Here is an 18,996-nt window from a genome sequence, read left to right as displayed (position 1 = left end):
CACCATGTTTTTAGCACTCAAGGAGATTCGCCACGAGAAGCTGCGTTATGGGCTGATCGTCGGGATGGTCGTCCTGGTCAGCTACCTGGTCTTCGTGTTGAGCGGGCTGGCGTACGGCCTGGCCCAGCAGAACACACAGGCAATCGCGACCTGGGACGCCCAGAAAATTGCGGTGACCAGTGATGCCAACGATAGCCTGGCACAGTCACTGATGACCAAGCAGACGGCCAAGAAAGTGACCCTGACCAGCCACGAGGCTTACATCGGCCAAGCCGGGGTGGTCGCCAAGGCCAAGGGCCAACCGAAGTTATCCGCACAGTTCCTAGGAATCAACCGCGGCGAATTTATTTATCGCAAGCTGATCGTGACGAGCGGCCACAAGCCAACCACGGCCCGGCAAATTTTGGTCGACGATAGCTTTAAGACTAACGGCTACCACCTGGGTGATAAGGTGAGTCTCGGCGCCACCGGCGGAAAATTTAAAATTGTTGGGTTCACCCACAACGCCAAGCTGAGCGTGGCCCCGGTCGTTTACGGGACGTTAGGGACCTGGCGGACGTTGAGCCACGTCACCAGTGATTTCAAGGCCGGCGGTATCGTGTCGAACCGGTCTGATTTTAAGCTCAAGACCAGCGACCTGAAGACGCTCGCCATGAGCCAGTTCATTAACAAGTTACCGGGTTATTCGGCTCAGAACACGACCTTTACCTTTATGATTGCCTTCTTGATGGTGATTGCGATGGTCGTGATTGCCGTGTTCCTGTATATTTTAACCATGCAAAAGTTACCCAACTATGCGGTTTTGCGCGCACAGGGGATTCCGGCAAAAGTTTTGGTCACGACGACCATCAGTCAGGCGCTGATCCTAGTCGTCGGGGGCCTGGTTATCGGGGCTGCCTTGACCGCGGCAACGGTGCTGGTCCTGCCAGCCGGGTTGCCGATGAGCTTTAACCTGCCGCTACTTGCCGGCGTGACCGGGGGGATTCTCCTGACCGGTGTGCTGGGTGCCTTGATTCCCGTTCGGATTATTTTACACGTTGACCCCGTCAGCGTGATTGGAGGTTAAACCATGCCAGCATTGACGTTAGCACACGTAAGTAAGCAATTTGGGCACGACACCAACCAGGTCACCGTCTTAAAGGACGTGAACTTCGAGGCGGAGGCCGGCCAGGTCAGTCTGGTGATTGGGCCTTCGGGTTCCGGGAAGAGTACGTTTTTGACGATTGCGGGTGGCATTCAAACGCCCACAGCCGGTGAGGTCCACGTGCAGGACCAGTCGCTCCAGCAATTGGAGGGGAAGGCGCGGGATGCCCTGCGGTTAAACAAGATTGGGTTCATCTTGCAGGCCTACAACCTGATTCCGTATCTGTCGGTCCAGGACCAATTTACCTTGGTCGACCGGGTCAAGCCACACGGTAATTTGACGGCGGCACAACTGGCCAATCTGTTAGACCAACTCGGTATTGCTAACCTGACGAAGCAGTATCCGGGCGAACTGTCCGGCGGGCAAACGCAGCGGGTCGCCATTGCGCGGGCGCTGTACCAGAACCCCGACATCATTTTAGCGGACGAACCCACGGCGGCGCTCGACAGTGACCGGGTCAAGGTGGTCGGACAACTGCTCCACGACCTGGCCAAGCAGCACAACAAGGCCATCGTGGTCGTGACCCATGACCTGCGGCTCCAGGAGTTTGCGGATAAGACTTACGCGATTATGGATGGGCGGATGACCCTCGCTTAAAAATATTTTTATAAAAGGGTAGACGGATTTTGTGCGAAGATACGCAAAATTGGTCTACACCATCGGAAAGGACTGCCTGACTGGCGGCCCTTTTTCTATCGCGTTAGCTGCGGATTTGGTCTAGAGCAGTTTCAGACTTTGTGAAGACCAAAAGAGCGATTTAACGCCAGAGTAAGCGTTTACAACACAACTCACCAGCGGTATCATGTATTTGCTGATTATTTATGAAGGGTGAGGAAAGTTAATATGAATCGACATTTGAGTACATTTTTTATTTTCACATTCGGTGCATTAGGTGGCCTCTTATTCGGGTTTGATACTGGTATTATTTCTGGGGCCTCACCATTGATCGAAAACAACTTTAACTTAGGCATTGGCCAGACGGGGTTCATCACGTCATCCGTGCTGATTGGGTCTTCCGTCGGGGCACTGGGCGTGGGTCCGTTGGCCGATAAATATGGGCGGAAGCGACTGCTGATTTTAGCCGCGATCCTGTTCCTGTTAGGGTCATCGTTATCCATGGTGGCCGTGGGCTTCTGGTCCATGGTTATCGCCCGGATTATCTTGGGCTTTGCCGTGGGGTCTGCGTCCGCTTTGACGCCAGCTTACCTGGCCGAATTGGCGCCCGCTGAACGCCGGGGGTCTCTGGGGACCTTGTTCCAATTGATGATTACCTTAGGGATTCTGTTGGCCTACGTGTCTAACCTGGGGTTCTTGAACCACAACCTGTTGGGTATCCGTGACTGGCGGTGGATGTTGGGGTCAGCCTTGATTCCAGCGGCCTTACTGCTGATTGGTGGCCTGTTATTACCCGAATCCCCACGGTTCTTGGCCGAAAAGGGTGACAGCGAACAAGCCTTGAGCGTTTTAAAAATGTTACGGAAGAATACGACCGATGATCCTGAAAAGGAATTGGCCGAAATTGAAACCGTTGCCAATCAACCTAAGGGTGGCGTCAAGGAACTGTTTACGATTGCCCGGCCAGCCGTGGTTGTGGCGGTCGGTATCATGTTGCTGCAACAATTAGTTGGGATCAACTCCGTGATTTACTTCCTGCCCCAAGTCTTCATTAAGGGATTTGGCTTCGCGGAAGGTAGTGCCATCTGGATTTCTGTTGGGATTGGGATCGTGAACTTTGTGGTCACGGTGCTGGCCACGTTTATCATGGACAAATTCAACCGGAAGACCTTCCTGATGTTTGGGTCAATCGTGATGGCCGTTTCCTTAGGGATTTTAGCCGTGATGAACTTCACCATGGACATCCACACGACGGCCGTGCCAACCATGATTCTGATTGCCATTTATATCTTCGGGTTCGCCATTTCTTGGGGTCCCATTGCCTGGGTCACGATTGGGGAAATTTTCCCATTGAGTGTCCGGGGAATCGGGTCTTCCATCGGGTCCGCAGCCAACTGGATTGGGAACTTCTTGGTTTCCCAATTCTTCCTGGTCATGCTGGCTTACTTCCACAACAACGTCGGTGGCCCATTCGCCGTCTTTGCTGTGTTCGCCGTCTTGTCCATGTTCTTCGTCCACTACTTGGTTCCTGAAACGCGGGGCAAGTCACTGGAAGAAATCGAAATGGAACTGCGGCATAACGATAAGAAAGCTGAAATGTCAGGCAAATAGAACGTTAACCATGAAAGGCTTGGGCGTTGGTCCGGGCCTTTTCGTTTGGGACGAGAGATAGAAAATGTCGGTTAGCACATGGTGAAAAAAGAGTAGTCAAAAAGCCGCCTGAGTTAGGCGGCTTTTCTGTCTCCTAGGCGGCATCGGGACCGCCCAGGAGAAGTGTCATAAATTGTTGAATCGTGGTGCGGTCGGCTTTGGCAACGAGCTGGCAGAGCAGCCAGAGCTGTTGGGGATAACGCACATCCGCGACGGGGTCCAGCGGAAATTTGGGGGTCAGCTCTAAGTCCTTGAAGGCGAGGCGGGCCTGCGCCAGTCGCAGGTGAAAGTCGTCGTTTGAGACCCCGGCAATTTGGGCGCACCCTCGCGTGATGTTGTCGGTTTGATTGGTGAAGAAGTAGCGACCGTGTTGCTGGCTGGTAAACTGGCGAACGCGCTGGTTGAGCAACGCTGGCGGCAGAATTGGTGTGCCGTAGTAGAGCAGGCTCGCGACGAGAAAGTCGGTGTCAAACGTCCACGGTCGGTAAACTCGGTGGCACACGCCATAGTTAGCGGCGACCCGCCCGTCGATGTAGGTCGTTTGTGGATCGGCATTGTGGTGCGTGAGAACGGTTAGGGTTTCTGGGGTTAGGAGGTGTAAGGTCATCGGGCACCGCCTTATTTGCTAAAAATCGTTGAAATCAGTGCTTGCACCTCAGCCAGGGACTTGCCCTTGAGCATACCACAGACGATGCCTGTTTGCTTTGCATAATGATCGTAACCGCGGTCAGACATAGGGATGGTGGTGGCTTGGTCTAGGTCAGCGAAGGCGAAGTCACAGTTGCTCATCCGAGCCGCAAAGGCAGTGGGCGTGACGCCACACACATCCGCACAGACCCGAATGAAGGCATCGAGGTCCGCTGTAATATTAATGGCTTCATATTGGACGCCGGAGAGGTCCGTGGCCACCCGCTTCAGGTCCGCAAAGTCAAACGCTTGGGGTCCGACCATGACGAGGGCTGCGGCCAGGAACTCATGGTCGTAGGACCAACGCCGGTGTTCGTAGTTGTAGATGGCCCGTTTGATTAATCGAATAGGAGAAACGACACTGTTGGGGTACTTTGCTTGGAATTTTGCTAACATGTCTAAAATGATTTCATTTAAATTGTTCATAAGTGGTACTTCCTTTGTTAGTTATTTTCAACAGCGCCGTTGAATTGCTTCCTTGTTAACAAAATTAATGATAGCACCTAGATTGAGGACATGCAAGCTTGGAAAACGCTGATATATCAGCGTTTCGAGGTCATTCTATGTACTGATTTTACTCAGCTATGTACCAGTTGAATCCAAGGGAATAGGTGCTGAAAATTGAGTCATTGTCATTTTTAGTGATGCTAACGTTAAATTAGCGTAATCATGGTGAACTTGAAAAATACCCATTTGTTATGAGGATTGGATGTATAAATAAATAAATTAGAGAACTTTTTACATTCGCCCTGAAAAGCAAAAAATCCACCAAATTTCGGTGGATGACGACAATTATTCTGTAGGTAGTTGGCTCAATTGCTCCTGACATTCAGTGCGGATGGCAGCAATCAATTCGGTTGGCGCCGTCTGAAGCGTGGCTGCGTGACCCAAGTAAAGAAACCAGCGGGCAAAGTCCTGGAGTTGTTCTGGCGAGGCTGGGTCCAGGTAGCATTCCAATATAGCCCTCTGCTGGAACTGGTCACGGTACTGAAGTGGCGCCGTGGGATGGGGATGCTGTTTAAACTGTTGAATGGCGTCGGTCGTCAATTCCAAGCAAACATTGGGTTGCGGCCGGGCCGCTTTGATAGCCGCAGTGATGGCGTCCGGGTCCAGCGTCTGTTCCTGAGCGACCGGGGTGATGGCCACGATGTCCGTGACTTTTAATTCGTAGAAGCCGTTGTCGTTCAGGTCCCACGCGTCGACGTACCAGATGGCCTGACGATTGTAGACGTGGCGAACCCAAACGGTGCGGGTGGTCGTCGCCAGTTTGAGACAGAGCTGGCGACTGCTCAAACAGTTATTTAGTAGTGTGCGCAGCATGGGTGGCGCAAAGTCAGTCAGCTCGGTTAATTTGGTGTTGGCCGGGTTGGTGTGACTGAAAACTAGTAGCTCCTGGAGCGTCAGGAGGTCATCCTGCTGGGCCTGCGAGGCGATGGCCACGAGCTTCTCCGTTAAGGTATTGCGATTCTGCAGGTAGGGAAGCTGGGTATTTAACGTCGCTAGGAAACTGACAAATAGAGCCTTCAGCTCTTCATTGTTGAACTGCACGGCGGGCAACAGGGTATTCTGAAGAACGGCGTAACCGCCATCGCGGCCGACGCTCGACGTCAGGGGCATCCCCAGCTCCTGAATATTTTCAAGATCACGAATGACCGTGCTCCGCGACACCTGAAAGTGGGCCATCAATTCACGAATCGTAAAAAATTGGCGATTGTTGATGTACCGCATCATGGTATTGACCCGTTCCGTTTTTGTCATGATTTTCTCCCAATAGCGTCAGTTTTTGAAACCATTAGTGACTATACTGAGTCTATCATTTGAAGGAGGCCACCACAATATGGCAAATTACACGATTGAAACGAAACCCGCATTCACTGTTTTAGGCATCGACACGGTGCTGACTGGCAACTTCCCCGAAATGGGTCAGCAGAAGGCGAACTTCTGGCAAAAGATCAACGCGGATCAAGCGCTGGCAAAGCTGGACGGCATCAACGATTACCCCTTCGCGGTTAACGAAGCCATCAACGGTGAATTTCACTACTACGCCGGTCGACAAGTGACGACGGCTGCGACGGCCGCAGCGGGTCAACGGTTGATTGAATTTCCCGCTGGCAAATACCTGGTCATTACCGGCACGGCTGCGGATCAAATGGGGCTGTACAACGCGCTCGAAGGTCCCGCTTTCGGCGAAATCTTACCCCAATTAACCGACTACGCCTACGTGGGTGGTCCCAACACGTCTTACGTGACTGGGAGCGATGACGCCGGTGTTCACGGCGAAATGCTGGTTCCTTTAGTCGAGAAATAAATTCGTGAATCGTCAGTGCAGGTGGCTGACGATTTTTTGTATAATGGAAATATTAACGAGGAGGCGTTTCCATGAAACATGAATGGCGCAAGGCAGAGAAGGACTGGTACTTATCCAAGCAACCGACACTTTTGACGTTGCCAGCACTGAACTTTATCACGATTGAAGGCCAGGGTGATCCCAATCAGCCGGACTTCGGGGAGCACGTTGCCGCCCTGTATCCGGTGGCCTATCAGCTGCGAATGGCGCTGAAACGCGGCGAGCTGGGCGAACCCTACGAGTACACGGTTTACCCGTTGGAGGGCGTCTGGACGACGACTGATGGCTCACGCGGGGCCGACCTGAACAAGGCGGCCTTGAAATACAAAATCATGTTGCGCCAGCCAGACCGGTTGACGGCCACGGATTTTGACCAGGCCTTGGCTGACGTTCAAGCGAAGAAGACCAATCCCTACTTTGACCAATTGAGCTGGGAAACCTACTCGGAGGGACAGGTGCTCCAGACCATCCATCAGGGGCCGTTTGACGATGAGCCGGCCACGTTTGCCCAGCTCCAGACGGTCTTGACCGAGCAGAACTTGCAGGTCATCCCCACCATGGGCGATTACTGGCACCGCGAAATTTACCTGACGGATGCCCGCCGGACTGCTCCGGAAAGGGCGAAAACCCTGCTACGGTATCGGGTTCAACCGAAGTAACGCAAAAGTCGCCTGACAATTATCGGACGACTTTTTTGGTATGATTAAAAAATTACGGGAGCCACTGTAGAACGCTATCCAGGGTGGTCACCATGTGGGTTGGCCGAGCGGCAGCTGTGGGTTTCGCGTTTTCCCGGTTGACCCAAATCGACCGCCAGCCAAGCTGATCAGCGGGGATGATGTCACTGGCGTAGCCCTGTGCGATGTGCCAGTGATTCTCGGGAGTGAAGCCGTAATGCTTGCCCACGGCGTCAAAGAAGGTGTGATCCGGTTTGTAGGCGTGGACGTCCTCGGCAGTCCAAATGTCGAAGGGCACCTGGAGGCTGTCGGCATTGGCGGGGATGATGTCCCAGCTGGAATTGGACATCATAATCAGATGGTAGCCGCGCTCACGCAACGTTTTGAGCGTGGCAATGACTTCGGGGAACGGCGTGAGCGCGCGGTGCGCCATTAACACCTCGGGATAGTAGCGCTCGAAACCATGTTGGAGGCCAAATTGTTCGTCTAGGTGGAGTAAGTTGTTGCGGGTCAGCAGATCATAGTCCAGGTAGGGATGCATGTTGTTGCGGTCGCCCTGGTAGGTGATGAATCGTTGCCGCGCCAATTTGGCATCGACCCCCAGCTGGAGGGCGGCCCGCACGATTTCCGCGTAGGTGCCTTCCTCCCGTAGCAGGGTGCCGTAACAGTCAAAGGTTAGAAATTTTGTCATCGGAATAACTTCCTTAGTTAAACTAAAAAGCCACCCGCAAAGGTGGCTTTTCGTCGTTGTAATACACAATCAATCAATTTTTAGTGGTGACCAAGAGGGGGTAACCAGGTGGCCACTGAAATTTTCTGATCGGTTAGACGGTTAATTCTAACCGATCGCAGTTGTCAGTCCGTAACATGGTTCACAAGCTGGATAGCGGGGGGCTGTCTGGTTGTGAACGTTGTTGGCGGTTACCGGGGTGGTGTGTCGCAGAGGGACTGGCCTCTGTTATTGGACCCTTGAACCGGTGGGACTGACAGATGCTAAAACGTGATGTAAGAATCAGACAGTTAGTCGGGTTCTCCACTTATCTATTCCGGAGACTTGCGGCCTCTGAAACGTGCTCCGTGGGGCAGACAGTTCCGCTTAACACCGTAACGAAAATCCCCCAGGTGCGGGGGCATTTCCGTTACGCCGTTAATGCTCGCTGTCTAAGCGCCCCACTCCGCACTCTATTTTGCGTCGTAAGCTGCTTGGAAAATCTTAACGATATCTTCTTTAGTCCCTACACGAGGGTTAGAGAAGGCGTTCCCATCCTTCAAGGCGTTTTCAGCCATCAGTTCAAAGTCTTCTGGCTTTGCACCGATTTCCTTGATGGACTTAGGAATACCAACGTCTTGTGACATTTGCTTCATGGCCTTGATGGACAATTCGGCAGCGTCGCGCGTTGATAAGCCTTCAGTGTTTTCGCCCATGATTTCAGCTAATTCAGCGAAACGTTCTGGGCAAGCAATGATGTTGTATTCTTCAACGTAAGGCAGGAGCAAAGCACAGCAAACACCATGAGGAGCGTCGTATTGACCACCTAATTGGTGAGCCATGGCGTGAACGTAACCTAAGTTAGCGTTGTTGAAGGCCATCCCGGCTAACATTTCAGCTTCGACCATCTTGGTCCGAGCTTCAAGGTTGTGGCCGTTAGCAACGGCTTCACGTAAGGAAGTTTCAATCAACTTGATAGCTTCGATACATTGTGAGTCGGTGATTGGGTTGTGGTCAACAGAAACGTATGGTTCGATGGATTGAACGAAAGCGTCCATCCCAGTAGCGGCAGTTAAGCCCTTAGGAACGTCCAACATCAAAGTAGGGTCGTTGTAGGAAACCAACGGAATGTTCCGCCATGAAACAACAACGAACTTCAAGTGGGTTTCTTCGTTCGTGATAACGGCGTGACGAGTCAATTCTGAACCCGTCCCAGCAGTCGTGTTAACGGCGATCAGTGGTGGCAAAGCCTTGTCGAGCGTTTCGATCCCAGCTAACTTGGTGATGTCATCACCGTTAGTCAAGATAATGCCGGCACCTTTACCAGTATCATGAGCAGAACCCCCACCAACAGTGATGATGGAGTCAGCGCCTGAATCCAAGTAAAGTTTCTTAACTTCTTTGATGTTGCGAATCTTAGGGTTCGGTTCAACGTTGTTGTACACAACGTAGTCAACACCAGCAGCCTTTAAGGAGTTCAAGGTCTGTTCAACCGCACCGTTTTCCATTCCTTCAAGGAACTTATCCGTTACGATGACGGGCTTCTTCATCCCTAACATCTTTGCACGGTCACCAATCTTGCTAATTACGCCAGGGCCAAAGAAATTGACACTGGGCATAAGAAAGTCATAACTACGTTCAGCCATTATACAAATGCCTTCTTTCGGAAGTTTTGAAAATCATTGGTACCAATTTCACAAAGCAATTATAACTAAAAAAATTACAGTTTGCAACTGCTTTCGGGTAAAAGTTTGTTAGTTGTCCGAGAAAACCAGGGTATATCACCGATTTGACGGTGTTCATCATGCCTAAAGAAAATTTATTTAGCGCTTACAATAATGAAAACGGGTTAATGAAAAGATAAACAAATTGTTCTCATTTTGGTGTGAATTTCGGGGGAGACAGCTGCTTGCGTCAGGTTTCACCGGGTCGTGAACCCCCTGACGCATTTTCCCGGGGTCGGGTTAAACTAGTCGTTGTCACGGCCTCCGGGATGGTGGAAATTGAACCGGAACGCGGTGGGCGCACGTCCGGAGCCAAAGGGCGGTCTCCGGACTTACTTTGAGCCGAAGAGCACGTCTCAAAGATAGCAGTTGCCTAAGTGGCAGGCCACTAAGGCAACTCCCACGGCTGAGCTCATTTCCACCATCCCTCCGGCAGACACGAGTTTAACCCGCGGGTACGGGATTGGTTGTTGGTACATTTGGTTATGGCTGGTGGCAGTTAATGTCCGCCGTTGGGTGGTCCGGCTCCAGCCTGAGACGCGGTCTCAAAGGTCGCCCCGTGCTCTAAGCTGAGAATAAAGCACTCAGCCAAGACCACCGACACAGCTGTTCACCTTGACCTGCCTCTGGTCACTAACATGGTGGTGCAGTTTTCCCATCCCTGCGGTTGACGCTGGTTTAGCCCGCAGTTACGGGAGGGTGGTCGTTGGCGTGCCCAATTGTCTTAGTCTAGTCTAAATTGGGTTGAAGGAATGGTGGAAATTACGTCGGAACGTAGTAGCTATTCCGTTCCCGGCGGCGGATTCAAAACGCCCTGCTGTGGGGTCGGTTCCAGACTAAAAGGCAGTCTTCCACCTCGACTTTGAGCCGGAGTGCGGTCTCAAAGGTCGCCCGATGCTCTAAGCTGAGAATAAAGCACTCAGCTAAGAGCATCGACACAGCTGGTCATTTTGATCCGCCTCTGGTCACTCACCTGGTATGTGAATGGCGCAATTTCCGCCATCTCTGCGGCTGACACTAGTTTAGCCCGTAGTTACGGGAGGGTGATTGTTGGCGTGCCCAGTTGCTAAATTGAGTTGAAGGGATAGTTGCTGTCCATCGTATGCATAGGACATTATTAGCATATTTAAGACAGTAATCTGCGACAATGATTGTCGTTTATCTTAATTATTAATCGGACAATCACTATTTAGTGTTAGCCATTGTAGTTGTTGATGGGTTGGCCTAAAATTGAAACTAAGAAGTACATAAATCAATTGCGGAGGCAGAAAAATGGCACATAAAAAGCATTGGCTAACGGTCGCTGTTGCGTTGTTGGCGGCTGGGAGTTTGGCGGGATGCACGTCTAGTATGAGTAGTCAGCAGGCCAAGAATGCGTTTAAGCAAAACCAGTCCAGTCGTAAACAGGCGTCGGGGAAAACGGCCAAAGATGAGTCGATCATTGCGGCGGCACAATCCTTGAATGCCGATGGCAAATACAAGCAGTCGAACAAAAAGCTGAGCAGCATTAATCTGACGGACTTGAACAAGAAGGGCTTTGGCGCCCTGAAGACGGAATTTTTCAGTCTGCAAAAGAGCAATGACAAATTTCTGTTGAAGAAGACCCAGTCCAAGGGCAATAGCGCGGCCACGAGTCAGGCCAGTGGCGGCAATACGACCACAACGACTACCAACAATAGTTTTGACGGTTACAGCAAGTACGTTGGCGACTATTATTTCTATAATGACGACGATGGCGACCGGCAACAGGAAACGTTGACGATTCACGATAACGGCTCGGTCGTGCAGAACAACAACGACGGTTCCGCCTTTCATGGGACCGCGACCATCAAGGATTCCGGCGCGCACGGTGTCTTGTCCTATGACGTGACGACCGGCACCAACGACACCAAGACCATCGATGCCAACGTGGAAATCGACGTGGTTTGGAGCAATGGCGAGCACGAAACGTACTACGGTTACACGTCCTACGACGATGATATCGTGTTGACGGACGGGAACTCGTACGATGGGGATTTAGTGAACGAAGTCTGGATGCAGTAAATTAAGATCTTTAGTACACGGCAACCCGCATCTGACGGCCGCCGTGTATTTTTAGGTCAGGAGGAATTTTGATGAAAAAATGGGGATTGTGGTTACTGGTCGGTGTCACAAGTTTGGGATTGGTCGGCTGTCAGTCGCGTGGCCAAGCACATCAGGCGGCGAAAAAAATGACATCTAGCCGCTCGGCATCGGCCAGTTCTAGCGTAACCAAGCCAAAAACACCTAAAGCAAAAGCGGCTAAGTCCCAAACGACCAAGCCGGTTCCAGCCGCGCCATTTAAACAAATTGCGCAGAGCACGATGGGCCACTTGAAGGGGCAAAACGCCGTGTTCATTCAAACAACGGCGGGGCAGACGCTGAGTTGGCACAACCGTTCACAGAAGGCCGCGAGTGATATTAAGTTGTTTATTTTGGCGACAGTCTATCGTCAGGTTGCGGCTGGTAAGTTTGATTTGGCCGCGACCTATACGCTCCGGGAGGCGGACAAGGTGGGCGGCACGGGAAATCTACAGGCGCAAGCCGCCGGAACGCGGGTCACCAATCGCGAATTGCTAAAGGACATGATGACCGTGAGCGATAACACCGCCACTAACATCATCATCCGCGAGGTCGGGGGCTTGGCGGCCGTCAATCAGGAAATCAAGCGGCTGGGGGCCACCCAAACGGTGCTCCGGCGAAAGATGATGGATCAAAAGGCGCTCGCAGCGGGACGGGACAACGAAACCTCTGCTCGTGATTTGGGGAACTTGCTAATGAAAATTTGGCGGCACCAGCTGATTTCACGGTCTGCCGATACGGCGATTTTAAAATTGATGGCGGCCAATACCAATCACACCAAGCTACCCAAATTGGTGCCAGCCAGTCGTCAAATCTACAACAAGACCGGTGAGTTCGATACCTATGGCGTGGAAAATGATGCGGCCATTTTTGCTCGGGGCAAGCAGGCCGTGGTGGTCGTGGCACTGTCGCAAAATGGCGAGCTTTCCCAGCAGATTCCGGCGATGAATCAACTGGGCAAACGGGTTGATGCCGCCGTATTTCACTGATTTGGGGAACACTGAAATTCCCTAATCAAACAGAGACTAAACGGCTTATAATGGAGCTATCTAAGCGGATAAGAGGGATTGTGTATGAAAGAATTGAACGAGCATCGGCAACAGGAACAGGCCGAATGGCAGGCCCGGCAACAGGCCGAGTTGGCCAAGTTACGCGGCGCTCAGCGGCACCTATACTTAAACGTGGCGGCTTACCTGGGCATCGCTGTTATCGAATTTTATTTGGCGATTGTGGGGCACTCCCAAACGTTGCGGGCCGATGCGTTTAATAATTTATCCGGGATTATTTCAACCGTTTTGTTATTAATTGGTATCTACATTGCCCGTGATATTCACGACGATGATTTGATGGGCCAGCCGTTACCGGAGGATTACAGCCACAACGGCCAACGCCTCCAGTTGACGCGGTTTCACTACGAAACGGTCTTCACCATGCTGACCGGGATCGTGATGATTGCCATTGCCGCCAGCGTCATCTACAGCGGCATCAAGAGTCTCATGAATCCCGCCGACCAGGAGGTGCCCCAACCGATTACGATTCTGGGGGCCGGTATCGCCACGGTCGTCATGCTGGGTGTGTGGTGGCTGAACCGGCGCGCCGGTCGAAAATTAAAGAACGCTGCATTGACGGCCGCCGCGCTGGATAGTTTGAGCGACGCCATAACCAGTATTGCGTCCATGATTGCGATTGGCGGCGCGCTGGCCTTCAAGCTGACCTGGCTTGATGGGGTGGCCAGTATGCTGGTCGGTATTTACATTTTGACGGCGGGCATCAAGATTTTCCGTGAGAGTAGCTTGAATTTGGCCGACTACTTTGACCCGGAAGTAGAAGAACAATTTCGGCAAATGGCCGCGGGCTTTGCGGGGGTCAAACGGGTGGAAGATCTCAAGGCTCACTACAACGGCAACGTGGTCACGGTTGATTTGGTGATCGCAGTCGACGCCCACATGGAGGTGCAGGATAGTTACCGGTTGGGCGAGGAGATTGAAGCGGCGATGCGCCACGAGTTCGGCGTCGTCGACACCAACGTGATGGCCGTTCCAGCGGGGTAAATTGATGTTGACTTCGCCTCCGGGCTGGTGAAAACTGAGCCTGGTCGCGTCTGTTCCCGGCGGCGCGCCCAAGATACCCTGCTGTGGGGTCGGTTCCAACCTGAGAAACGGTTTTCCACCTCAACTTTGAGCCGGAGGGCGGTCTCAAAGGTTGCCCCATGGGCTAGGCTGAGAAAGTACCCCAGCCAAGGCCATCGACACAGCCGGACATCTTGGCTCGCCTCTGGTCACTTCCACGACTGGTTCAGTTTTCCCAGCCCTGCGGCTGACAGGGGTTTAACCCATTGGGAGCCAGCACGGTGTTTCCTAGGCCTTTCGGGTAATATGAGTTTTTAAACTAGAAAACAAGTTGTTTGAACAAAAAGGAGTCGCTAATATGGCGGCTCCTTTTGATATTAATAATTACTGGTTTTTGATTATTAATTAATAATTCGATGATTTTTTGCCGTAAGTTTCCATCCCGTTTAGCGTTATAGCCAGACCGAATCCACAAGACGTTCCGTGGCACAATATACACGACAAATCAAAGAGGCCAAGCCCCGTCGAAAAACGGTTGTTTGGTCTCTCTGTAGTGCTATTACGTTCACGATAGAATCAATTCTAGCAATTACAACTTATTCTCGTCCATTTCCAGTAAAATTTTACGATGGATAATGGCTCCGATTAAGCGCTTACGTTTTTGATCGATATTCTCTTTTTTCGCAACCTTTCTGAGCCTTCTAGAGTAGCTGAAATCGAGTGCTTGAAAAATTTTATACAGATCTTGCAAATCTCTAGATTCTAGCATGTAATTAAGATTAGGTGTTTTTAAAAGTTGTTGAATTGATTTTTGATATAAGCAGATCGAAATCAGTCTTAAAAGAACTATGCTACTAACCAATGATGCTAGCCAAACCCAAGCCAGCAATAAGATTGCAACTGCAAACTCTAAGGGTGTTTCATTCATTGATAAGTTAATATACCATTCTGCACCGATGATTGCTGTAGGCACGACCGCCATACAACTAGCTAGAATTCGAAATTTAAAATCATACATTTACAAACACTTACCTCTCAATTTTAAATTAATCTCATTCTACGCTTTTAACGATGGATTGGGGAATTGATTCCATGGTTACTAAAAGGTGCCTACTCCCCAAAAGGTCGCTTAGGCGCTATAATGGGTAAAACTATTGAGGAGGTCATCACGTGAAGAAGTCGTATAACAATGGGGTCGAGGCAACGCTGGGTATTATTAGTGGGAAATGGAAGCCCCAACTGCTGTGCCATTTGGGCAACCGGCCTCAAAGAACGTGTGACCTTCGCCGTGAGTTGCCGGCCATCTCGCAAAAGGTGCTGACGCAACAACTGCGGGAGCTGGAACAAGACGGCATCATCATCCGCCACATTTCTGGGGAACGGGCACCGTTTAAAGTCACCTACGCGTTGACCGACCTAGGCCGTTCTTTGGGCCAGATCCTGGTACAGATGTCCGTGTGGGGTGAACGCCGGGCCAGTGAAGTGCCCGACATGGAAATCGCCAATGACCATGGGGGCTTCAGCCATATTTTAGAAAATTAACGAGGAGGTACTTTTAAGTGCCTTCTTTTTTTCTGCCCGGCAAGCGGTTATGCTAGGTTTCGTTGAGGAGGTGGCGCGATGGCGCATTCGATTCGCGGGCTACAGACGACCCAAACGGTGGTCACGCAACCCGTGCAGTGGCAACTACTCCTGTTGCTGGCAGCGGGTCCCCAATCCATGAGGATGATCTGGCAGCGGCTAAATGGCAAGCAACGATGGAGTTGTTGGTGTGGCTTGTGGCGATTGCAGCGCCGCCAACTCGTGATGTTTCACGTGAAACAACGGCGCTGGGCGCTGACGCCAGCCGGCGAGACCCTCCGACCGATTTTAACGGCAATTCAAAAATGTACCGCAACTCAGAAAGGTGGAAAATCAGATGACTTATAATTTTCAACAGGACTTTAGCTTTAAGAACGGGGTTACGTTAAAGAACCGGGTAATCATGTCCCCAACCACGACCATGTCGAGTTTCTACGACGGCCACGTGACCAACGATGAAATCGACTTCTACGGCGCTCGGGCCGGTGGCGTTGGCATGATCATTGGCGAAGTGGCGAACGTGATTGCTGGCGGTAAGGGCTTTGAAGGCGAACTGTCGATTGCCGATGATACCGACATCGAGGGACTGAGCCGTTTGGCCAACGCCATGAAGCACAATGGCACCAAGGCTGTCCTGCAGATTTTCCACGCTGGCCGAAAGTCTAACGACAGCATTCTCCGTGGCGCCCAACCGGTCAGTGCTAGTGCCGTTAAAGCTGCCTTTCCAGCCGATTCCCAGACGCCGCGGGAAATGACGGGGGCAGAAATTGATGAGTTGATTGTTGCCTTTGGCGAAGCCACGCGTCGGGCCATCGCCGCTGGCTTTGACGGGGTCGAACTGCACGGAGCCAATACCTACCTGCTGCAACAGTTCTTCTCTCCTAACTCAAATCGTCGGACCGACAAATGGGGTGGCGACCGTGATGACCGGATGGCCTTTGCCAAGGCTGTGATTGCCAGTGCCCATAAGGCGATTACCCAGTACGCCGACCGCCCATTCCTGTTGGGCTACCGAATCTCACCTGAGGAAATCGAAACACCAGGGATTCGTTTAGCTGATAGCTTGGCCTTCCTGGACATGTTAGGGGATTCCGCCGTGGATTACGTCCACATGTCCATGGGTTCCGCACAACGGACATCCCTGAACGACAAGAGCGACCACGAACCGCTAATCAAGAAGTTCGTTGCCCAATTAGCTGGCCGCAAGCCATTGATTGGTGTCGGTTCCGTGGAAACGCCGGCTGACGCCGATGCCGTTCTCGCCATGGGGGCTGATTTGGTAGCCATGGGCCGCGAAATGATCCGGGAACCGCAATGGATGGAAAAGGTGTCGGACGGGGATGAAGCCAGCATTCGTTACCAACTCTCACCATCTGAAATGACCGAACTGAAGATTCCGGTGGCCATGCAGTACTACCTGAAGGGCGCCTTCTACTCCGTCATGCACTTCACCACGGACCCCGCCGTTGCGGCCGATTACCAAAACGAAGCGGCGCCAATGGAAGGTTTCGAGAAGAAGATGTAGTCCCACCAATTATTAATTTCGCGAATAGAAAATACTTGTTTTAGCAAGTAAAGACACGGCCAGGAGGTTTTCCCCCTTGGCTGTGTCTTTTTGGGTTGTGATGCGGATTTGGCCGACCAGAATGAATGGCCATTAGGTAGGTAAGAAAAAAGGACCTGTCCGGAAACAGATCCTCAGGATTAATCATCTAAATCAGGTTGAGCCAACGCCTCAGTTGCTAGGCGCGCCTGTAACTGCTGATCGTAAGCGCGAGCACTTGGCAATAGCCACATGGCGAGACCGCAAATCAGGGAGCCGAGGCCACCGATGATGAACAGCTTTTCGACGCCAATGCTGTCGGCCAGGGGACCCGCAAAAATCAGGCCGACCGGTCCGGCAACACTGGTCAAGGAGTTGAGCACGCCTAGCACGCGGCCGAGTTGGTCGGCAGGAAAACTCTGTTGAATCATCGCCATCAACAGGGTGCTGTAGAACGGCGTCATGGCACCGGCTAAGGCATTTAACACCACGAACCAGACGAAGCCGGTTTGGTTGCCCGGCAGAAAGCCACTACCACCAAAGGTGATGCCCATGGCGACGGTCGCCCAGAAGATGGGTTTCATCCGGTCGCGCCAATTACCAAAGAGGCCAATGATGGCGCCCCCAGCAAGCATGCCGACGGAGTAAATGACTTCGATCAGCCCAGCTTGGCCGACCGTGCCGTGGAAGTAGCCCATGGTCATCAGCGGGTACAGGCTGGCGGCGGGCATGAACATCAGCGTGAAGGTCGCACCAATCATGGTGATGGCCCAGAGGCCCCGCGTGTTACGGAGTTTCATCAGCCCAAATTTGGCATCGGCAAGAACGTGGACCTTCTCGTCAATCACGGGATGCTCGGGAATCCGCACGAACGTCAACAGGCTAATCCCAATGATAGCGCCCAGCACGTCGACCAGAATCAAGAAATTCATGGGGACGATGGCAAAGAGAAATGCGCCCAGCGCCGGTGAAATGATCATGTTGGCCGACTGGACCATCCCCAGCTGTCCGTTGATGCGCGTGAGTTCATCGGTCGGGACCATGGTGGGCAGAATCGACTGAATCGTTGGCATCTGAAAGGTCTGCGCAATCGACCGGACTAGTAGCGAAATGAAAATTAGCCACAGGGGGAAGGTCGATTGGAGCGTGCCCGCAATCGACAAAATGATGGCGAAGACGGCAGCCACGATGTCTGGCACAATCAGCAGGGCCTTCTTGTTCAATCGGTCAACGAATGGCCCCGCGAAGGGACTGAGGAGCACCATCGGGAGCATTCCCAGCAGGGTGGCCAGGCTGAGCACCGTCGCCGAGCCCGTTTGCTTGGTCAAGTACCAGATGATGGCGTACTGGACCACCATACTGGTGATGCCCGACAGGAACTGACTGGTTAAGAAGAGATAGATGTTGCGCCGCCAGTGCGGCAGGTGTGTGGTTTCCAAGGAGCGGACCCCCCTCATAAAATATTTAATAAATGCATCGCAGGTGGTTAAGCGTAGCATATTGGTTAAGGGGGTGCAAGAAAGTTGACTCAACAAAAAACCACCTCGCACACAACGGTGAGAGATGGCTGATTTGGTTGATGAAACTGTGGTTAATGCTAGTGGGAGCCGGTCAAGTTTAAGCCGTTTGGTTGGTGGCCGTGTCGCGCATACTTGCGGGCACAAAACTATCGGGCTGGTGAGTTTTCATAATTTCTGCGTAATGATCAACCTTGAAGTTGATGGTCGACAGGTGTTCCTTAAGGTCAGCGATTTCGCGGAGCGTCCGTTCCTGTTGCGCTTGCATCATTTCATAGCGTTCAGGCACGGTGCATTCCCCTTGTTGGACGAGATCGAGGTAGTGCTGAATCCGTTCGACGGGCATCCCCGTCCCGCGTAAGCACAGGATGATATGTAACCCTTCCAAGTCGACATCGTTAAACACGCGGTTGTTGTTGGCGTCCCGTTTGACGTTGGGCAACATGCCGTGATCGTGGTAATAGCGAATACTATAGGTTGAAATGCCCATTTTCTGAGCAACTTCGTGGATGGTATAAGACATCTAGGTCCCTCCTCAAAAGGTTCGCGTTCGACTAACTCTAAGCAATGTTTTCAATCATACACGTTTGCTGGCATTTGCGCAAGCGTTTGTCTCAGTTTAAAATGTAGGCA

The 18,996-nt window shown here is 52.0% G+C and carries 19 protein-coding genes; 11 read left to right on the top strand and 8 right to left on the bottom strand.

Annotation, left to right across the window (positions count from 1 at the left end; genetic code table 11):
* Positions 1–4 precede the first annotated feature (4 nt).
* The 3 genes from JUF22_RS01700 (at position 5) to JUF22_RS01690 (ending at position 3,370) form a co-directional block, all read left to right on the top strand.
* A complete protein-coding gene (locus JUF22_RS01700; protein ID WP_203642690.1) occupies positions 5–1,066 on the top strand; it encodes an ABC transporter permease in 1,062 nt (353 codons plus the stop codon).
* Between the two features lie 3 nt (positions 1,067–1,069).
* Positions 1,070–1,741 carry an ABC transporter ATP-binding protein gene (locus tag JUF22_RS01695; protein WP_203642688.1) on the top strand — a complete coding sequence of 224 codons (672 nt, stop codon included), beginning with the start codon at positions 1,070–1,072 and terminating at the stop codon, positions 1,739–1,741.
* 246 nt (positions 1,742–1,987) lie between these two features.
* Positions 1,988–3,370, top strand: coding sequence for a sugar porter family MFS transporter (locus JUF22_RS01690; protein ID WP_203642686.1), 1,383 nt, complete (start codon positions 1,988–1,990; stop codon positions 3,368–3,370).
* 133 nt (positions 3,371–3,503) lie between these two features.
* Here the strand turns inward: JUF22_RS01690 and JUF22_RS01685 are convergent, their stop codons facing one another.
* The 3 genes from JUF22_RS01685 to JUF22_RS01675 all read right to left on the bottom strand — a co-directional run bounded on the left by JUF22_RS01685 (position 3,504) and on the right by JUF22_RS01675 (position 5,854).
* Positions 3,504–4,016: a hypothetical protein gene (locus JUF22_RS01685; protein ID WP_203642684.1), complete on the bottom strand. Its 513-nt coding sequence runs from the start codon at positions 4,014–4,016 to the stop codon at positions 3,504–3,506.
* An 11-nt stretch (positions 4,017–4,027) separates the two neighbouring features.
* The gene (locus tag JUF22_RS01680) at positions 4,028–4,522 is read right to left on the bottom strand and encodes a hypothetical protein (protein ID WP_203642682.1); all 495 of its coding nucleotides are present in this window, start codon (positions 4,520–4,522) and stop codon (positions 4,028–4,030) included.
* A 366-nt stretch (positions 4,523–4,888) separates the two neighbouring features.
* Positions 4,889–5,854: a helix-turn-helix transcriptional regulator gene (locus JUF22_RS01675; protein ID WP_203642680.1), complete on the bottom strand. Its 966-nt coding sequence runs from the start codon at positions 5,852–5,854 to the stop codon at positions 4,889–4,891.
* Positions 5,855–5,933: 79 nt separating this feature from the next.
* On the opposite strand from JUF22_RS01675, the gene JUF22_RS01670 reads away from it, so the two are divergent.
* Positions 5,934–6,404: a GyrI-like domain-containing protein gene (locus JUF22_RS01670; RefSeq protein WP_203642678.1), complete on the top strand. Its 471-nt coding sequence runs from the start codon at positions 5,934–5,936 to the stop codon at positions 6,402–6,404.
* 71 nt (positions 6,405–6,475) lie between these two features.
* Positions 6,476–7,102 carry a GyrI-like domain-containing protein gene (locus tag JUF22_RS01665; RefSeq protein ID WP_203642676.1) on the top strand — a complete coding sequence of 209 codons (627 nt, stop codon included), beginning with the start codon at positions 6,476–6,478 and terminating at the stop codon, positions 7,100–7,102.
* Between the two features lie 52 nt (positions 7,103–7,154).
* Here the strand turns inward: JUF22_RS01665 and JUF22_RS01660 are convergent, their stop codons facing one another.
* Positions 7,155–7,811, bottom strand: a complete 657-nt coding sequence (locus JUF22_RS01660; protein WP_203642672.1) for an HAD family hydrolase — start codon at positions 7,809–7,811, stop codon at positions 7,155–7,157.
* A 491-nt stretch (positions 7,812–8,302) separates the two neighbouring features.
* Entirely contained in the window at positions 8,303–9,475 is a 1,173-nt protein-coding gene (locus tag JUF22_RS01655) for an iron-containing alcohol dehydrogenase (protein ID WP_203642671.1), read from the bottom strand.
* A gap of 1,350 nt (positions 9,476–10,825) precedes the next feature.
* Here JUF22_RS01655 and JUF22_RS01650 point away from each other — a divergent pair.
* The 3 genes from JUF22_RS01650 to JUF22_RS01640 all read left to right on the top strand — a co-directional run bounded on the left by JUF22_RS01650 (position 10,826) and on the right by JUF22_RS01640 (position 13,704).
* Complete coding sequence (locus JUF22_RS01650) at positions 10,826–11,596, top strand: hypothetical protein (protein WP_203642670.1); 771 nt, start codon at positions 10,826–10,828, stop codon at positions 11,594–11,596.
* 71 nt (positions 11,597–11,667) lie between these two features.
* Positions 11,668–12,642 (top strand): serine hydrolase, encoded by a 975-nt coding sequence (locus JUF22_RS01645; RefSeq protein ID WP_203642668.1) that lies wholly within the window; start codon positions 11,668–11,670, stop codon positions 12,640–12,642.
* 84 nt (positions 12,643–12,726) lie between these two features.
* A complete protein-coding gene (locus JUF22_RS01640) occupies positions 12,727–13,704 on the top strand; it encodes a cation diffusion facilitator family transporter (RefSeq protein ID WP_203642666.1) in 978 nt (325 codons plus the stop codon).
* A 607-nt stretch (positions 13,705–14,311) separates the two neighbouring features.
* On the opposite strand, the gene JUF22_RS01635 is transcribed toward JUF22_RS01640, so the two are convergent.
* A complete protein-coding gene (locus tag JUF22_RS01635; RefSeq protein ID WP_203642664.1) occupies positions 14,312–14,740 on the bottom strand; it encodes a hypothetical protein in 429 nt (142 codons plus the stop codon).
* Between the two features lie 152 nt (positions 14,741–14,892).
* Here JUF22_RS01635 and JUF22_RS01630 point away from each other — a divergent pair, with 152 nt between their 5' ends.
* The 3 genes from JUF22_RS01630 to JUF22_RS01620 all read left to right on the top strand — a co-directional run bounded on the left by JUF22_RS01630 (position 14,893) and on the right by JUF22_RS01620 (position 16,828).
* The gene (locus JUF22_RS01630) at positions 14,893–15,264 is read left to right on the top strand and encodes a winged helix-turn-helix transcriptional regulator (RefSeq protein WP_203642663.1); all 372 of its coding nucleotides are present in this window, start codon (positions 14,893–14,895) and stop codon (positions 15,262–15,264) included.
* A gap of 78 nt (positions 15,265–15,342) precedes the next feature.
* Positions 15,343–15,651, top strand: a complete 309-nt coding sequence (locus JUF22_RS01625; RefSeq protein ID WP_203642662.1) for a hypothetical protein — start codon at positions 15,343–15,345, stop codon at positions 15,649–15,651.
* Positions 15,641–16,828 (top strand): NADH-dependent flavin oxidoreductase, encoded by a 1,188-nt coding sequence (locus tag JUF22_RS01620; protein ID WP_203642661.1) that lies wholly within the window; start codon positions 15,641–15,643, stop codon positions 16,826–16,828. The genes JUF22_RS01625 and JUF22_RS01620 overlap by 11 nt, the downstream gene beginning before the upstream one ends.
* Positions 16,829–17,007: 179 nt before the next feature.
* On the opposite strand, the gene JUF22_RS01615 is transcribed toward JUF22_RS01620, so the two are convergent.
* Both JUF22_RS01615 and JUF22_RS01610 read right to left on the bottom strand, forming a co-directional pair.
* A complete protein-coding gene (locus tag JUF22_RS01615; RefSeq protein ID WP_308439779.1) occupies positions 17,008–18,285 on the bottom strand; it encodes an MFS transporter in 1,278 nt (425 codons plus the stop codon).
* Between the two features lie 178 nt (positions 18,286–18,463).
* Positions 18,464–18,886 (bottom strand): MerR family transcriptional regulator, encoded by a 423-nt coding sequence (locus JUF22_RS01610; RefSeq protein WP_203642659.1) that lies wholly within the window; start codon positions 18,884–18,886, stop codon positions 18,464–18,466.
* Between the last annotated feature and the right edge of the window lie 110 nt (positions 18,887–18,996).

This window comes from Levilactobacillus lanxiensis, assembly GCF_016861655.1.
Taxonomy (GTDB): domain Bacteria; phylum Bacillota; class Bacilli; order Lactobacillales; family Lactobacillaceae; genus Levilactobacillus; species Levilactobacillus lanxiensis.
The sequence above is the reverse complement of the archived record's forward strand: the minus strand, read 5'-3'. Positions and strand labels throughout refer to the sequence as shown.

Coding starts and splice junctions, on each gene's coding strand:
- JUF22_RS01700 (WP_203642690.1), top strand. CDS start 5: ATGTTTTTAGCACTCAAGGAGATTCGCCACGAGAAGCTGCGTTATGGG.
- JUF22_RS01695 (WP_203642688.1), top strand. CDS start 1,070: ATGCCAGCATTGACGTTAGCACACGTAAGTAAGCAATTTGGGCACGAC.
- JUF22_RS01690 (WP_203642686.1), top strand. CDS start 1,988: ATGAATCGACATTTGAGTACATTTTTTATTTTCACATTCGGTGCATTA.
- JUF22_RS01685 (WP_203642684.1), bottom strand. CDS start 4,016: ATGACCTTACACCTCCTAACCCCAGAAACCCTAACCGTTCTCACGCAC.
- JUF22_RS01680 (WP_203642682.1), bottom strand. CDS start 4,522: ATGAACAATTTAAATGAAATCATTTTAGACATGTTAGCAAAATTCCAA.
- JUF22_RS01675 (WP_203642680.1), bottom strand. CDS start 5,854: ATGACAAAAACGGAACGGGTCAATACCATGATGCGGTACATCAACAAT.
- JUF22_RS01670 (WP_203642678.1), top strand. CDS start 5,934: ATGGCAAATTACACGATTGAAACGAAACCCGCATTCACTGTTTTAGGC.
- JUF22_RS01665 (WP_203642676.1), top strand. CDS start 6,476: ATGAAACATGAATGGCGCAAGGCAGAGAAGGACTGGTACTTATCCAAG.
- JUF22_RS01660 (WP_203642672.1), bottom strand. CDS start 7,811: ATGACAAAATTTCTAACCTTTGACTGTTACGGCACCCTGCTACGGGAG.
- JUF22_RS01655 (WP_203642671.1), bottom strand. CDS start 9,475: ATGGCTGAACGTAGTTATGACTTTCTTATGCCCAGTGTCAATTTCTTT.
- JUF22_RS01650 (WP_203642670.1), top strand. CDS start 10,826: ATGGCACATAAAAAGCATTGGCTAACGGTCGCTGTTGCGTTGTTGGCG.
- JUF22_RS01645 (WP_203642668.1), top strand. CDS start 11,668: ATGAAAAAATGGGGATTGTGGTTACTGGTCGGTGTCACAAGTTTGGGA.
- JUF22_RS01640 (WP_203642666.1), top strand. CDS start 12,727: ATGAAAGAATTGAACGAGCATCGGCAACAGGAACAGGCCGAATGGCAG.
- JUF22_RS01635 (WP_203642664.1), bottom strand. CDS start 14,740: ATGTATGATTTTAAATTTCGAATTCTAGCTAGTTGTATGGCGGTCGTG.
- JUF22_RS01625 (WP_203642662.1), top strand. CDS start 15,343: ATGGCGCATTCGATTCGCGGGCTACAGACGACCCAAACGGTGGTCACG.
- JUF22_RS01620 (WP_203642661.1), top strand. CDS start 15,641: ATGACTTATAATTTTCAACAGGACTTTAGCTTTAAGAACGGGGTTACG.
- JUF22_RS01610 (WP_203642659.1), bottom strand. CDS start 18,886: ATGTCTTATACCATCCACGAAGTTGCTCAGAAAATGGGCATTTCAACC.